Here is a 14911-nt window from a genome sequence, read left to right on the forward strand (position 1 = left end):
TCTGCGCAGGCGTCCGTCCGGGGCGCCACGACACGTCGCCGAACGATCGGCGCGGGAGGGATCAGTCATGGGACAGACCGTGGTGCACTTCGAGATCATCGGAACCGACCCGGCAAAGCTCCGCGGTTACTACGCAGACCTGTTCGGCTGGGAGTTCCACGTCGGTGACGCCGCCACCGAGGCGGTTTCCCAGCCGGGCAACTACGGGTTCGTGGCCGGGACCACGACCGGTAACGGTACCGGCATCAACGGTGGGATCGGCGGCGGTCCGGGCTACGATCGCCGCGTCCTGTTCTACGTGGGCGTACCGGACGTCGAGGCCGCACTCCGCAAGGCCGAGAGCCTCGGCGGTACCCGCCGGATGGGCCCCGAGCCGGCATCCGGTGGAGATCTCGCGGTCGGACAGTTCACCGACCCCGAGGGCAACCTGATCGGCGTCGCCGGGCCACCGGCGTAGCCGACGGTGCCGGGGCGGGCGGACGGCGGGGCAACCGTGTCATGGAACCGGAAGGGGTCCAGGTGAAGTACCTGCTCTTGATCTACAGCAACCCGGAGAACTGGGAGCATCCGATGTTCCTGCGCAGTGCCGAGGCGCTGGCGATGTCGCAGGATGACCGCGACGAGCTGAGCAGGCAGGCCGAGAGTCTGTACAGGGAGATCACCGAGGCCGGGGAGCTGGTCAGCGGCACGGCCCTGGCCGACTCGGTCAACACCAGGACCGTGCGGGTACGCAACGGGGTCCCGGCGACGACGGACGGCCCCTTCGTCGAGGCCAAGGAGCAGTTGGCCGGGTTCTTCGTGCTCGACTGCGACAGCCTGGAGCGGGCGACCGAGATCGCGGCACGGTTCCCCGACGCCCGGTTCGGCGCCGTGGAGGTACGTCCGATCATGGATATGTCCGGCCCCGGGCTGTGACCCCGCGCGGCCCCGGCGCGGAGCGTCCGGTCAGCCCGACACCACCCGCAGTACGGGCTGCCGGCGACGGTGGAGGCCGTCGAGCGCGTCGGAGGTCGTGGCGTCGGCCGGCAGGTAGACGACCAGACGTTGGTCGTCGTCGGCGGGCAGGTCGAGCGTCTCGTACGCCAGCCGCAGCTCGCCCGCCTCCGGATGGACGAGCCGGAGGACGCCGTTGGCCCTCGGCAGTCCGGGCAGGGTCTCGACCCGCCGGGTGAACTCGCTGCCAGCGGCGACGGTCAACTGGTCGGCGAGCATCGCCGAGTGCGCGTCGGACCCGAACGGGCCCTGCTTGAGCGCGGCCACCTGCTCGTCGGCGACCTGGTGCCAGTCGGGATAGGCGATCCGCGCCCGGCTGTCGGTGAAGACGAACCAGGCGAGGTTCGCCGGCGTTCCGTCCAGCAGCCCGATCGGTCCCGCCAGGCGTTCGAACCCGGCCGTGTGGGCGACCACCTCGCTGAGCCGGTTGAGCAGCACGGCCGGGGCCGGATCGAGCCGGTCGAGCAGCGCCCGCACGCCGGGTCGTACGACGCGTCCGGGCGTCACGTCGCCCATGCAGGTGAAACTGCCGTCGGCGCCCTTGGTGAGCCGGTACGCGTGGATCCGTTCGGTCGCGGTCATCCGCAGCGCGTCGGCCAGGGCGGAGAGCACCTGCGGGGACGGCCGCCGGTCCCGACCCTGCTCCAGGCGGGTCAGATACTCCACGCTGACCCCGGCCAGCATCGCCACCTCGGACCGGCGCAACCCCGACGTACGACGACGGGATCCGGCGGGAAGTCCGACCTGCGCGGGTGTGACAGCCTCACGGCGGGTACGGAGGAACACACCCAGCTCGTTGTCGCTCACCTTCGGAACGGTACACATCGACACGGTCGGCAGGGTGGCCCTGCCCCTACCAGCATCGGCCGGACCCGACGTACGTCATCCGCCGACAGCCGCGACGTCTAGCCTGCTCCGTGGGTCGATTCCGCCGGCCCGTCCGGGGCGGAACCGTCGGGTGGGCACGGCGGCACGGCTTGTCAGACGGGGAGCGCGCCCGTTAACTTACTGAGCCGGTCCACCAGGCCAAACCGCTGGTAGTCGGCCGGACACACTTCGGCGCCGCCGATCCCGTACGGGGACGCCAACCGGCGTTCGTGGCGGTGATCCAGCCTCGGCGGACTTCGTACGGAAGGGCCTTTGGTTTGTCGTTCTTCACGCGCTCTCGTCAGTTGCCGGACCAGGAACGGGCGGCGGCGGAGGAGGGCCCGACCGGGGAGGGTGTCCCCGCGAGCACGCCGGGTGAGGACACCGGAGACACCCGGGACAGTTCCCCGCACGGTGCCGGTGCCGCCCCCGCCGACGACCACCGGGTACCGGAGAACGGCGCACCGGATGACGACGTCCCGAAGGACGTACTGGTGGACGGGCGTCGACGGGGCCGGGCGGTCGCGGCGGGGCTGACCACCGCCCTGGCCTGCCTGCTCGTCCTGTTCGCCCTGCTGGCGCCGAACCGGATCAGTCAGCTCACGCCCGGGGAGTTCCTGCGCGTCCCGGTGGAGGGACTCCTCGCTGTCGCTCTCGTTCTCGTCCTGCCGCCGCGCGCGCGGCGGATCGTGGCGGTGCCGATCGGCGTGCTGCTCGGCGTGCTGACCATCATGAAGCTCATCGACATGGGCTTCTACGCCGCGCTCGCCCGGCCGTTCAACCCGGTGCTCGACTGGATCTCGATCGAGGCCGCCGTGGGGTTCCTCACCGACTCCGTCGGCCGGGTCGGTGCGATCGCCGCGCTGATCGGCGCCGCCCTGCTCGCGATCGCCGTACCCATCCTCATGACGCTCGCGGTCCTGCGCCTGACCCGGTTCGTGGTCCGGCACCGGACGGCGACGACCCATACCGTCACGGCGCTCGGGGTCGCCTGCGTCGCCTGCACCCTGCTCGGGGTGCAGATCGTCCCGGAGGTGCCGGTCGGCACCCTCGCCTACGACCGTATCCTCCAGGCCCGCGACGGCTTCCAGGACCAGAAGGTGTTCGCCTCGGAGGCCGACGTCGACACCTTCCGCGACGTACCGGGCGACAAGCTGCTGACCGCGCTGCGTGGCAAGGACGTCGTCGTCGCCTTCATCGAGAGCTACGGGCGGGACGCCGTCGACGATCCGGAGTTCGCGTCGCAGGTGGGCGCGGTGCTCGAGGCCGGGAACAGCCGTCTCAACGCCGCCGGTTACACCGCGAAGAGCGGTTGGCTCACCTCACCGACGGTGGGCGGCGGCAGTTGGCTGGCCCACGCCACGCTGCTCTCCGGGCTGTGGATCGACAACCAGCAGCGCTACAACAACCTCGTGGCGAGCGACCGGCTGACCCTCAACGGCGCGTTCCAGCGTGCGCAGTGGCGCACCGTCGGCGTCATGCCGGCCATCAACCAGGCCTGGCCGGAGGGAGCGTTCTTCCGGTACGACCAGATCTATTCCGGCCCGGAGCTCGGGTACCGCGGCCCGAAGTTCAGCTACGCCCCGATGCCCGACCAGTACACCCTGACGGCGTTCGAACGCGCCGAGCGCGCCAAGCCGGACCGGGCCCCGCTGATGGCGACGATCCCCCTCGTCTCGAGCCACGCCCCGTGGGCGCCCATCCCCCAACTCGTCGACTGGAAGGACGTCGGTGACGGCTCGGTCTTCGACCCCATCGCCGCGGCCGGCGAGTCGCCGGACGACGTGTGGCGGGACACCGGCCGGGTACGGACCGAGTACCGGCGTTCCGTCGAGTACAGCCTGAACACCCTGGTGTCGTACGTCGAGACGTACGGCGATGACGACCTGGTGCTGGTCTTCCTCGGTGACCACCAGGCCACCCCGCTCGTCACCGGCGAGAACGCCAGCCGGGACGTGCCGATCACGATCGTCGCGCACGATCGGGCAGTGCTCGACCGGATCTCCGGCTGGGGCTGGCAGGACGGCCTGCGGCCCGGTCCACAGACCCCGGTGTGGCCGATGAACGACTTCCGGGACCGGTTCCTGACCGCCTTCGGCCCGTAGCCACGGGCCACCGGCGTCAGGATCGGAACAGGCCGACCGGGACGGCGTCGGCGAGCAGTCGGTAGCCGGCGGGATTGAGGTGCAGGTGGTCGCCGGTGTCGGCGGTGGGCAGCAGTTGGCGGGGGTTCGCCGGGTTCCGGGCAGCCCGGTCGAAGTCGATTACGGCGTCGAACCGGCCACCGGTGCGGATCCACTCGTTGACCGCCTGCCGGCTGGCCTCACGGGTTCCCTGCGGGTCGTCGTAGCCGCTGCCGCCGAACGGGGTCAGCGTCGCTCCGTACACCTTGATGCCCTGGGCGTGGGCGCGGGTGACGATCTGGTCGTAGGCGGTGATCAGGTCGTCGGTGACGGCCTTCTGGACGGCTTCGGTGGCCCCGGCGGTGCCGATGTCGTTGACGCCCTCGAACACCACCAGCCAGCCGACCCCGCTCTGGGCCAGGACGTCCCGGTCGAGCCGGGCCAGCGCGCTGGGACCCAACCCGTCGTTGAGGACCCGGTTGCCGCCGGCGGCCTGGTTGAGTACGGCGATGTCGGTGCTCGGGCGGCGCTGCGCGTGCAGCCGGTCGAGAAACTGGTCGGGCCAGCGGTCGTTGCCGTTGGTCGTCGAACCACGTCCGTCGGTGAGCGAGTCACCGAGCATGACCACCGCCGAGACGGGGTGCCTGGTCGACACCTCCAGGCCGCTGAGGAAGTACCAGTGCTCGACCGGCGTCGCACCGGGCATCGTGGCGTCGGTGAGGTGGTTGCCGGCGAGCAGGTACGAGGTGGTCCGGGAGCCGGGGTGCGAGGTGATGTTGTTCGACGCCTGTCCCTGGGCCAGGTAGAGCGTCACGGTGAGATTGGACCGCGCCGGCACCGGAAGGGCGATCGGATCGGAGACCATCTGCGCGCCGATCGGGATGACCACGGCGGATCGGCCACTGAACGTCACCGGCCGGGAGGTGCCGGCCCGGATCGCGCTGACCCCGGCCTGTCCCTGCGCGGGCAGTGCCACCGAGACCGCGGTGACCGGCAGCGGTGCACCGCCGAAGGCGTTGGACAGCCGCAGCCGGATCCGCTGGCCACCCACCGAGACCCGGACGGTCTGCCGCAGCGTGCTGTCGGCCAGGACCAGATTCTGCTGGGTGAACGGTGCCGGGGGCATGTTGTGCGGCTCGGTCAGCTGCGGCATCGAGGTCCAGCTCGTCACCCAGCGCCCACCCGGTCCGACCGGGATCGTGCCGGGCTCGCCGGATCCCTGGGGCCCGTACCTCAGGGTCGCAAGTCCGGACGAGCCGACGACAGCCGCTAGCGTAAGCATCCCCACCGCGGCCAAGGCTAACAGCGACCGTCTTCCGCTCATGGCGCGTCCTCCTCTCGGGCGCCCGTCGGCGCAGCTGTGAGCAGCCACTGGACCCGGCGGGACATCCGGAAGGCGACGCCGCCGCCCACCAATCGTCATTTGTCGATGGAACGTTACTGACCCGGCGTCGAAACGTAAAGACGGCGCGCCGTCGACCTTCCATCGGATCGGTGCCACCGGGGCCATCCGGGGGCCGCCGGGCCCGGTGCGGGGAGGGGCTGCGACACGTCGCCCCTCCCCAGCGACGGCGTCAGGAGAGGTACGTCTTCACGTCGAACAGACCGACCGGATGGATCGCGCGCTCACGGCTGGAACGCCATCCACTCGAGGACACCGGTCGAGAAGCCGGAGCGGGCGGTGATGGACAGCCGCAGTCGGGTCGTACTGACCGTGTTGAACGTCGTCACGTTGTAGGTGTTCGCCGCCACGCCGCACGTCGACTGGCCGGGCACGTTCACGTACGCCGTGCCGTTCCAGTACTGGACATGACAGGAGGCGGGTACGTCGATGCCCTGGTCGTCGTCGAACCAGTACGCCGCCGTCCGGTTGACGCTCCGGGCCGAGGGCCAGGTGTACTCGATCCACTGGGTGCCCTGCTCGGGCCAGTTGCCGTACGCCTGGTTGCTCCGGTCCGCCGAACTGGTCGGCACCCCGCCGTTGTTGATCGCGGCGAGCGTCTCCCACGAGGAGACGTACGACGTCGAGCCGGTGGCGGCGGGCGCGAGGTTCGTACCGGCCGGGGGCTGGACCCCACCACCGCCGCCACCGGGGTTGGCCGGCGGTCCGGTGGTCGTCTGCACCACCGGCTGGATCGTGCCGTCGGCGTTGAAGTACATCCGGTCCACGGCCACCGAGCGGCGGAAGTTGCCGCCGCCCGGCGCGTTGGCGTTGTGGTAGACCATGTACCACTGGCCGTTGAACTCCACCGCCCCGGCGTGGTTGGTCGTGGAGGAGACCTGGCCGAGCACGACACCGCGGTGGGTCCACGGGCCCATCGGGTTGGTCGCGGTGGCGTACCGCTGGCAGGCGTAGCTGGACGAGGTGACGCAGCCCTGGGTGTCGTTCGCCGCGTAGAGCATGTAGTAGAGGCCGTTGCGCTTGAACATGAACGGCGCCTCCCAGTAGTTGGTCAACCCCTGCGGGGTCACCACCGAGCCGACGGTGTCGATCATGTTGCTGGCCAGCCGGACCGCGCGCACTCCCCAGTACCCGCCCCAGTACATGTACGTCTGACCGTCGTCGTCGACGAAGACCGTGGGGTCGATGTTGAGGCCGGACGAGTTGGCGGTGCTGTCGCTGATCAGCGGGCCGCCCTTGGCGTCGGTGAAGGGGCCGAGCGGGCTGTCGCCGACGGCGACGCCGATGTTCATCCAGCCGGCGCCGTTGCCGTTGACGGAGGTGTACCAGTAGTACCGGCCGTTGCGGGGTTCGACCTCGCTGGCCCAGGCGTCGGCGCCGGCCCAGGGGAAGGTCGCGATGTTGGCTCTGGCGCCCTGATCGGTCCAGGTGGCGGCGTTCGTGGACGACAACACCCGCCACTCCCGCATGACGAAGTTGTTGTTCCCGGCCGCCGCCTCGTCACGGCCCGCGTAGATGTACATCGTGTTGCCGACGACCAGCGGCGCGGGGTCGGCGGTGTAGACGCTGGTGATGATCGGGTTCGCGGCCGAAGCCGGACCGGTCGCCACCACCAGGGCTGACGCCACCCCGACGACGGCGACAACGGCCGCGCCGAGCAATCGTCCTCGCATAACCGCTCCTCTCAGGTTGGGAACTGACATCGCGGACGGGAATGCTGGCGACCCCTCGGATCATTGATCGACTAAGATCTATATATCCGCCCGCAGAACGGCCCACAGAGCAGCTGACGAGCAGGGTCGCGCAGCCTGTCCCCGGCGGCGCTCCCGTCTCGGCGAGGACCGCCCCGACTCGAAGCGATCGATCGCGCTCGACGTCCGCCTCCACGTCACGATGACTTACGAAAACCTTTTCGGCAAGGTTTCCGGGATGTCACCAACCCAGGTGATTCCGCAACGCTGACTACAGCCATCTTTCCCAGGGCGTTCCGAAACGTTTTCGGCGGGCTCCTCGGCCAGGAGTGCCGGCGACGTACCCGGTCGAGCAGGCCCACCCGGTCAGCGGAGGCTGGCGAAGAACCTCCGCATGTCGCCGACGAGCAGCTCCGGTGCCTCGTGCGCGGCGTAGTGACCGCCCGCGTCACGCGACCCGCCCGGCCGGCGCGGCGGGTCGTAGGCATTCCAACTCACGATGTTGGCGTGGTCCCGCTCGGCGAGTGGCCGGATCGACTGGAAGTCGCCAGCGAACATGGCCAGGGCGGTCGGCGCGGTCGTGGGCCCCGGTGGGGTTGCCGGCGGCGCCACGTGCGCGTCCTCGTAGTAGAGCCGGATCGCCGAGCCGGCCGTACGGGTCAGCCAGTAGATGGCCACGTTCGCGATGACGAACTCCGGATCGAGGCTCTCCCCCATCAACTGGGCGTTCCACGCCAGCAGCCCGACCGGGGAGTCCGCCAGCGCGAAGGCCAGTGTCTGCGGTTGCTGGCTGTGCAGGGTGTTGAAGGAGAACATGTTCTCGTAGAACCACTGCAGGTGCGCCAGCGCGGCGTGGTCGGTCGGGGTGAACCGCTCGAACTCGGCCGGATCGCCGGACGGGAACGAGAAGAGTTGCGTGACGTGCACCCCGATCACGCCCTCGGGGTCGAGCCGGCCCATCTCGGGCGCGATCATCGAACCCGCGTCGTTGCCGGCCGTGCCGTACCGCCGGTAGCCGAGTCGGCGCATCAGTTCCACCCAGGCGTGGACGATGCGGTCCCGGTGCCAACCCGCGCTCCGGGTCGGCCCCGAGAAGCCGTACCCGGGAAGCGACGGAATCACCAGGTGGAAGGCGGGAGCGTCGGCGTCCCCGGGGTTGGTGAGCGGCTCGATCAGGTCGAGGAACTCGACGACGGAGCCGGGCCAGCCGTGGGTGAGCAGCAGCGGGACCGCGTCCTCGCGCGCCGACCGGACGTGCAGGAAGTGGATCGTCTCGCCGTCGATCTCGGTGACGAACTGCGGATATCCGTTGAGCCGGGCTTCGAGTGCCCGCCAGTCGAACTCCTCCAGCCAATAGCCGGCGAGCGCGCGGACCCGGGCGTTCGTCATCCCGTACGCACCGTCGGTGTCCGGCAGCTCGTCGGGCCAGCGGGTCCGACCGAGCCGGGCGGCCAGGTCGTCCAGCTCGGCCTGCGGGACGTCGATCCGGTACGGGCGGATCTCGGTGTTCGACATGACAGCTCCTTCGGATCGGAACGCTTCGTTCCGGTTCAGCATAGCAGAGCGGAACGATCTGTTCCGGTGATACTCTCGTCACATGTCCACTGGAAGCGGAACTCCCGCCGCCGGAAGCCGAAATCCCGCCGCCGAACCGGCCGGCCCCGCCCTCTCCGGCCGCCGGGCCCAGGCCGCCCGCAACGACCAGGTCATCCTGGCGGCCGCCCGCGAGGTCTTCCTCGCCGATCCGAAGGCCCCGATCGGCGCCGTCGCGGAACGGGCCGGAGTCGGCATCAGCGCCCTCTACCGCCGCTACCCCGGCAAGGAGGACCTGCTTCGCCAGCTCTGCCACGACGGGCTGCGCCACTACGTCGCGACGGCCCGGCAGGCGGCCGAGAAGCCCGACGGGTGGCAGGCACTGGTCACCTTCCTCGACGAGCTCGTCGCGGCGGACGTCCACTCCCTGACCGTCCGGCTCGCCGGTACGTTCACGCCGACGGCGGAGATGGGCGCCGACGCCGTGCTGGCCAACGAACTCGCCGCCGCGCTGGTGGACCGGGCCCACGCGAGCGGGCGACTGCGCCCCGACGTCGTCGTCGCCGACGTCGCCTTCATCCTGGAGGCGTGCGCGGCCATCCGGCTGCCGGATCCGATCCGCACCGACGAACTGCGCCGCCGCTACCTGGCGCTGCTGGTGGACGGAATGCGCGACGGCGACGGCCCGACACTGCCCGGACCGGCGCCGGCCGGCGACGAGATGACGTGGCGGTGGCGGCGAACCGGGTCGGGGGCCGACACCCCGCCGCCCGGCAACTGATCGATCCCGGTAGCACGCCGCGGGCAAACCCGCAGCGTACCGATGATGGTGGGTGATGGCGCACCTGACGCAGATCCACTCGGTGCCGACCCGGTCGCAGCCCGGGGCCTGCGAAACGGTCACCGCGCTGCCACCGCCACGACTGCGGCCCTACGTGCTGGGGTACTCCGGATTCCGTTCGGCCACGGGGGCGCAGGTCCGGCACCGGATCCTGCCGTTGAACGTCACCACCCTGATCGTCGACTTCAGCGCTCCGGGTGGGCTGGTCACCGGGCCCCGCAGCACCTCGACGGTGTCCGGGCGCACCTGCTGGGGACACGGCGTCGCCGTCGGTCTCACCCCCGCCGGAGTCTCCGCGCTACTGGGCGTACCGATGCCGGCGCTGACCGAGGGAACCGTTCCGTTGGCGGAGTTTCTCGGCCAGCACGACGCCGAACTGACCGAGCGGCTCGGCGACGCGCCGGACTGGTCGAGCCGGTTCGCGGTGCTGGACGACCGACTGGCGGCCTGGTCCGCCACGGAGCGACAGCCGGACGGACCGGTCCTCGAAGCCTGGTGGCGACTCCAGCGGCCCGGGGGTCGGCTCCGGATCGGCACCCTCGCCAAGGAACTCGGCGTCAGCCGCCGCTACCTCGAACTCGGATTCCGGCGCCAGATCGGGCTGTCACCGGGAACCGTCGCCCGCATCGCCCGCTTCCAGCACGCCGTGTACCTACTCGGCCGGGGCGCGGGCCTGCCGCGGACGGCGGTCGACAGCGGGTACGCCGACCAGCCGCATCTCAACCGCCAGATGCGGGCGATGGCCGGGGTCACGCCGGCCGAACTGTGCGCGATTCTTCAATACCTCCGGCCCGTACCCGGATAGCGTCCCGACGCATGGCATCGCTCACCGGCAGGACGGCACTCGTGACAGGCGGTTCCCGGGGAATCGGCCGGGCCATCGTGCGGCGGTTCGCCGAGTCCGGTGCCCGGGTCGTGTTCACGTACCGGAGCAACCGGGCGGCGGCCGACGAACTCGTCGACCAGTTCGACGGCACCATCGCCGTCCGCGCCGACCAGGCGGACCTCACCAGTCTCGCGGCGATGTTCTCGCCGGTACGCGGCGGACTCGACATCCTCGTCAACAACGCCGCCATCAACCCGCGTACGTCGATCGCCGACATCACCGCGGCGGAGTTCGACCGGGTGATGACCGTCAACACGAAGTTTCCCCTGTTGGCGATGCGCGAGGCGGCGACACTACTGCGCGACGGTGGTCGGATCGTCAATCTCTCCACCCTCAGCACCGTGCTGCCGGCGGCCGGGCACGCGCTCTACGGCGCCAGCAAGGCCGCGCTGGAACAGTTCACCGCGGTGGCCGCCCGAGAACTCGGCAGCCGGGGCATCACCGTCAACACGGTCTCGCCCGGTGCCACCGACACCGACCTGCTACGGGCGGTGAACCCGGCCGAGGCCCTGGCCCAGACCGCCGCCCTCACCGCCCTGCGCCGGCTCGGCCAGCCGGAGGACATCGCCGCCGTCGTCGCCTTCCTGGCCGGACCGGACGCAGGGTGGATCACGGGCCAGAACATCCGCGCGACGGGCGGCCTGCTCGTCTGACTGTGCCGATGGCGGGGCCCAGCCAGGAGTTTCTGTCGCGGCGGCGCCTGGGCCGGGCTAACCGACCGGGCCCGCGTACTGGTCCGCGAGGTAGGCCTGGCGGGCGGCATCGTCCCGGGTGGAGCGCAGGTAGCGGATCCAGGCCTGCTGCTCGTGCAGCACCGCGGCCAACTCCCAGACGCAGAACGTGCCCCGGTGCGTCCCCGGCTGCGGGAACGGCTGGAACGGGCCGCCGTCCCGGGCGTAGACCGTCTCCCACAGCTCGTTGTTGCCACGCCAGGTGGAGACGAGCAGGAAGTGGAACGACTCGCCACACCGGTGCAGGATCACGAATCCGAGCTCGTTCCGCAGGTCGAGTCCGGTCCCCTCGGCCTCGGCCCGGAGGAAGTCCCGAGCCTCGGCGCGTACCCCGTCGGCGATCGTCTGGTCGGTCCCGTGGATGTCGTACCACTTCAGCGCGGCACCGGGCAGGCTCAGGCCGGCGGCCGGCGCGACCACCTTGGTCTGCTGCCGGTAGCTCGCGGAGACGCTGCCCGCGTCGGGCAGTGCGACGGTCGACTCGGTCATGCGGCGCAGCATACGGACGGCGTCCGACAACCTCATCCGGAACCTGCAACCTAGGGGTTGCAGGTTGCTTCTCCACCTGCAACCATACGGTGACAGTAGACGCGACCTCTCCGGGAGCCGAAATGCCTGACGACCAGGACGACCAGGACGACCAGGACAGTGTGACGCGGGAGATCGTCATCGCCGCGCCCATCGCGCGGGTCTGGGAACTGCTGACCCGACCCGAGCACCTCAAGGTCTGGTACGCCTTCGACGGAGCCGTGCTGGATCTGCGTCCCGGTGGAGTGCTCGAGCACCACTGGAAGGAGCACGGGCGGTACCGGGGCGTACTCGACGAGGTGTCCCCGCCGACCCTGCTGTCGTACCGCTACGCAAGCCTGCCCGACGCCGATCCGGAGCCGGGCCGGCAGACCCGGGTGGTGTTCCGGCTGGAGCCGACGCCGACCAACGGAACGCGGGTACAGGTCACCGAGAGCGGATTCGCGGAGCTCACCCTTTCGGCCGAGGAACGACGAGCGCACCGGGACGCGACCATCCAGGGCTGGTCGGGCGGGCTGGCGGGGCTCTCCGCCCACGCCGGTGACCCGGTCGGCTGACGCCGTGCCGTCCGCCGACCCGCCGACCGCCGTACTGGCCGCGTTGGCGGACCCGACGAGGTGGCAGATGCTCGCGCTGCTGGCCGACGAGGCGAGGAGCGCCTCGGCGCTGTCGAGGGCACTGCCGATCAGTCGGGCCGCCGTCCTCAAGCACCTCGGCGTGCTCGAACGGACCGACCTCGTCCGACGGAACCGGGTCGGCCGGGAGGTGCGGTTCTCGGTAGATCCGCAACGGCTGAGCACGACCGCGCGCTGGCTGTCGGAAACGGCCCACGCCTGGGACGTCCGGCTCGCCGCCCTCCAGCGCCTGGCCGAGTTCCCGCCGTCCGTTGAGGAATAACCCGACAGGACGAGGCTTTCCGTCGGGGACGACCCTGACTCGGCGGTGACACCTCCGGCCGACCGGGTACCACCGCCACCGGCGTCACCCGGTCGGCATCCAGACCCGCATCGTCGCCGGGCCACGGCTGGCCCGCAGGTGGTAGGCCACCAGCGCCAGGGGTCGCGCGGCCATCGACGAGAGGGCGAACGACCCGGGTGCCAGGCAGGCCCGGAGAACAGGTTTCGAAAACCTTTTCGGAAGATGGCGAGCGGGTTATATCGATGTCAACCCCGCACATGAGGGGGTAAGTTGCGGCACACCCGCCTAGACTAGGATTCGCTTGGCTCGACCGTTTTCGAAAGACAGTCCGAAAGGATTTCGGTGGTCAGACAACGATCTCAGTCAGTGACCCTGACCGACGTGGCGCGGCGGGCCGGAGTCTCGGTGGCCACCGCGTCCAAGGCCCTCAACGCCCGCGACGAGGTCGCACCGGCCACCCGACGCCGGGTGCTGGAGGCGGCGGAGGAACTCGCCTTCCACCCCAACGCGCTGGCCAAGGGGCTGATCTCCGGGCGGACCCGGACGATCGGGCTGCTCACCGACGAGCTGGGAGAACGGTTCGCCTTCCCCGTACTGCTCGGAATCGAGAACGCACTCGGCAACGAGCAGATGTGTGTGTTGCTCTGCGACGCCCGGGGTGACGTCATCCGGCGCCGACACTACATCCGGACGCTGCTGGCCCGTCAGGTGGACGGGTTCATCATCCTCGGCGACTCCAACGACATCCGCCCGTCGCTCACCCGGGACATCCCGGTCCCGGTCGTCTACGTGTACGGCGAGTCGGACGATCCCGCCGACCTCTCCGTACTCGCCGACGACACCGGCGGAGCGCGGCTTGCGGTGGAACACCTGGTCTCGCTCGGCCGGCGGCGGATCGGTCACATCACCGGCCCGGAGACCTACCGCGCCGCCCGGGACCGGGTGACCGGTCTGCACTCGGTACTGACCGAGGCCGGCCTGCCGCTGGCCGGGGGCGATCCGCTCTACGGCGAATGGTCCCAGCGCTGGGGTCGGCACGCCGGACGGATGCTGCTCACCGCCGACCCGGAGATCGATGCCGTGTTCTGCGGCAACGACCAGATCGCCACCGGCGTCGCCGAGACACTGCTCGACCTGGGTCGACGGATCCCGGACGACGTCGCGATCGTCGGGTACGACAACTGGGAGGTCTTCGCCGCCGACTGCCGGCCGCCGCTGACCACGGTGGACCTGAACCTGCAACAACTGGGCGCGACCGCGGTGAAGCAGCTCTTCGCGGCCCTCGACGGCGAACGGACCTCCGGCGTGATCCGCCAGCCCTGTCGGCTCGTGGTCCGGGAGTCGACCGGCCCGGTCGCCTCGCTCGGCGGCGGCCGGACCGGCCCGGCGCTCACCCGGGCCGAGCGCGACTAGGCGACCCGGACGGCCGTGGCCTGGCCGGCAGGGCAGATGACGAGCAGGCAGCTCTCGACCCGTACGTCGTCGATGACCGGACCGAAGGCGCCCACCGTGGTGCTGGCGAACTGCAGGACCGTCGCGGCGGACAGGATGTTGGTGAAATAGAACGTCCGGTACACGTACCCCATGGCGGCCGGCGTGTGGCCGGTGGTGTCGAAGGAGAAACTGTCGACGGTCTGGCCGTTGGCCGTGACCCTGCCCACCGCGAGCAGGGGTCCGTTGTCGGGGTTGCCGGCAAGGGCGTAGCTCACCCGATAGGTGGTGAGCAGCTTCGTGGGCAGCGTACGGGCGACCGCACCCGGGCTGAACCCGTTGAGGTCGAGGGACTGGTTACCTTCCGCGGCCTGCCAGTCGCGGGTCAGGCCGACGGTGCCGGTGGTGACGGTCCACGGGCCGAACTGCTGGCCGGCGGCAAACTCCACGAAGTCGTTGGCGATGGCAGGGCTCTCGAAACCGTCGGCGAAGACGGGGGCCGCCACGGCCGGACTCGCCGTCAGGGCGGCCAGTACGGCGGAGAGCGCCACCGCCAGCGCCACTCCGATGGCCGCGCGATGGGTAAGCGGACGCGTCGTTGCCATGGTTGTCCTTCCGACGTAGGTACTCGGCGGGGCGGGGCCGGGACTCCGTGTCGCGGATCGGCCACCGAAGACTGAAAGATCGATGCCTGTCAGTGACGCTACGGTGACGCCGCAAAGCCCGGCAAGGTCGTTCACTTCCCGATAGTCGGCCAGAATCCGACAACAGGTTGAGCATCGGAGGGTCTTGACATCCACCGGCCCCAGCGGCGAACACCGTCGGGCTACCGGCCGTTTCGCCCCGCGGCCGCAACTGAACCGCGTGCCGACTGGCACTCCGGTCGAGCGCGGTCGGGTCGACCGAATGTGATCGGTCTTGCGGAGTCGCGCCCCGGTCGGGACTCCACCGTCGGCGTGTCGCGGGG

At 70.5% G+C, this 14911-nt stretch carries 15 protein-coding genes; 9 read left to right on the forward strand and 6 right to left on the reverse strand.

The genetic code is table 11. From position 1 onward, the window contains the following. Window positions 1–67 precede the first annotated feature (67 nt). Window positions 68–457: a VOC family protein gene (locus tag H4W31_RS33290; protein ID WP_192770236.1), complete on the forward strand. Its 390-nt coding sequence runs from the start codon at window positions 68–70 to the stop codon at window positions 455–457. Between the two features lie 62 nt (window positions 458–519). Continuing rightward, entirely contained in the window at window positions 520–915 is a 396-nt protein-coding gene (locus H4W31_RS33295; RefSeq protein ID WP_192770237.1) for a YciI family protein, read from the forward strand. A gap of 30 nt (window positions 916–945) precedes the next feature. Here the strand turns inward: H4W31_RS33295 and H4W31_RS33300 are convergent, their stop codons facing one another. Further along, window positions 946–1800 (reverse strand): helix-turn-helix domain-containing protein, encoded by an 855-nt coding sequence (locus tag H4W31_RS33300; RefSeq protein ID WP_192770238.1) that lies wholly within the window; start codon window positions 1798–1800, stop codon window positions 946–948. Between the two features lie 365 nt (window positions 1801–2165). Here H4W31_RS33300 and H4W31_RS33305 point away from each other — a divergent pair, with 365 nt between their 5' ends. Next, complete coding sequence (locus H4W31_RS33305; RefSeq protein WP_225945801.1) at window positions 2166–3965, forward strand: alkaline phosphatase family protein; 1800 nt, start codon at window positions 2166–2168, stop codon at window positions 3963–3965. 16 nt (window positions 3966–3981) lie between these two features. Here the strand turns inward: H4W31_RS33305 and H4W31_RS44525 are convergent, their stop codons facing one another. From H4W31_RS44525 to H4W31_RS33320, 3 genes are all read right to left on the reverse strand, one after another. Continuing rightward, entirely contained in the window at window positions 3982–5154 is a 1173-nt protein-coding gene (locus tag H4W31_RS44525; RefSeq protein WP_318783551.1) for an SGNH/GDSL hydrolase family protein, read from the reverse strand. Window positions 5155–5609: 455 nt separating this feature from the next. Beyond that, on the reverse strand, window positions 5610–7058 hold the full coding sequence (locus tag H4W31_RS33315) for a family 43 glycosylhydrolase (protein ID WP_192770241.1): 1449 nt from the start codon (window positions 7056–7058) through the stop codon (window positions 5610–5612). A gap of 384 nt (window positions 7059–7442) precedes the next feature. Then, window positions 7443–8591: an epoxide hydrolase family protein gene (locus H4W31_RS33320; protein ID WP_192770242.1), complete on the reverse strand. Its 1149-nt coding sequence runs from the start codon at window positions 8589–8591 to the stop codon at window positions 7443–7445. A gap of 82 nt (window positions 8592–8673) precedes the next feature. Between H4W31_RS33320 and H4W31_RS33325 the strand changes: the two genes are divergently transcribed. From H4W31_RS33325 to H4W31_RS33335, 3 genes are read left to right on the forward strand one after another with little or no spacing between them, the layout of a single operon-like run. Next, a complete protein-coding gene (locus H4W31_RS33325; protein ID WP_192770243.1) occupies window positions 8674–9390 on the forward strand; it encodes a TetR/AcrR family transcriptional regulator in 717 nt (238 codons plus the stop codon). Between the two features lie 55 nt (window positions 9391–9445). Continuing rightward, window positions 9446–10255 carry an AraC family transcriptional regulator gene (locus H4W31_RS33330; protein WP_192770244.1) on the forward strand — a complete coding sequence of 270 codons (810 nt, stop codon included), beginning with the start codon at window positions 9446–9448 and terminating at the stop codon, window positions 10253–10255. Between the two features lie 11 nt (window positions 10256–10266). Next, entirely contained in the window at window positions 10267–10989 is a 723-nt protein-coding gene (locus H4W31_RS33335) for an SDR family oxidoreductase (RefSeq protein WP_192770245.1), read from the forward strand. Between the two features lie 57 nt (window positions 10990–11046). Here the strand turns inward: H4W31_RS33335 and H4W31_RS33340 are convergent, their stop codons facing one another. Then, on the reverse strand, window positions 11047–11556 hold the full coding sequence (locus H4W31_RS33340; protein WP_192770246.1) for a hypothetical protein: 510 nt from the start codon (window positions 11554–11556) through the stop codon (window positions 11047–11049). A gap of 122 nt (window positions 11557–11678) precedes the next feature. Between H4W31_RS33340 and H4W31_RS33345 the strand changes: the two genes are divergently transcribed. The 3 genes from H4W31_RS33345 to H4W31_RS33355 all read left to right on the forward strand — a co-directional run bounded on the left by H4W31_RS33345 (window position 11679) and on the right by H4W31_RS33355 (window position 13926). Then, window positions 11679–12152, forward strand: coding sequence for an SRPBCC domain-containing protein (locus H4W31_RS33345; RefSeq protein ID WP_192770247.1), 474 nt, complete (start codon window positions 11679–11681; stop codon window positions 12150–12152). A gap of 4 nt (window positions 12153–12156) precedes the next feature. Continuing rightward, window positions 12157–12492 (forward strand): ArsR/SmtB family transcription factor, encoded by a 336-nt coding sequence (locus H4W31_RS33350; protein WP_192770248.1) that lies wholly within the window; start codon window positions 12157–12159, stop codon window positions 12490–12492. A 363-nt stretch (window positions 12493–12855) separates the two neighbouring features. Continuing rightward, a complete protein-coding gene (locus tag H4W31_RS33355; protein WP_192770249.1) occupies window positions 12856–13926 on the forward strand; it encodes a LacI family DNA-binding transcriptional regulator in 1071 nt (356 codons plus the stop codon). On the opposite strand, the gene H4W31_RS33360 is transcribed toward H4W31_RS33355, so the two are convergent. Further along, entirely contained in the window at window positions 13923–14549 is a 627-nt protein-coding gene (locus H4W31_RS33360) for a DUF642 domain-containing protein (RefSeq protein WP_192770250.1), read from the reverse strand. The two genes, H4W31_RS33355 and H4W31_RS33360, sit on opposite strands and share 4 nt — an antisense overlap. Between the last annotated feature and the right edge of the window lie 362 nt (window positions 14550–14911).

The organism is Plantactinospora soyae (assembly GCF_014874095.1).
Classification (GTDB): Bacteria; Actinomycetota; Actinomycetes; order Mycobacteriales; family Micromonosporaceae; genus Plantactinospora; species Plantactinospora soyae.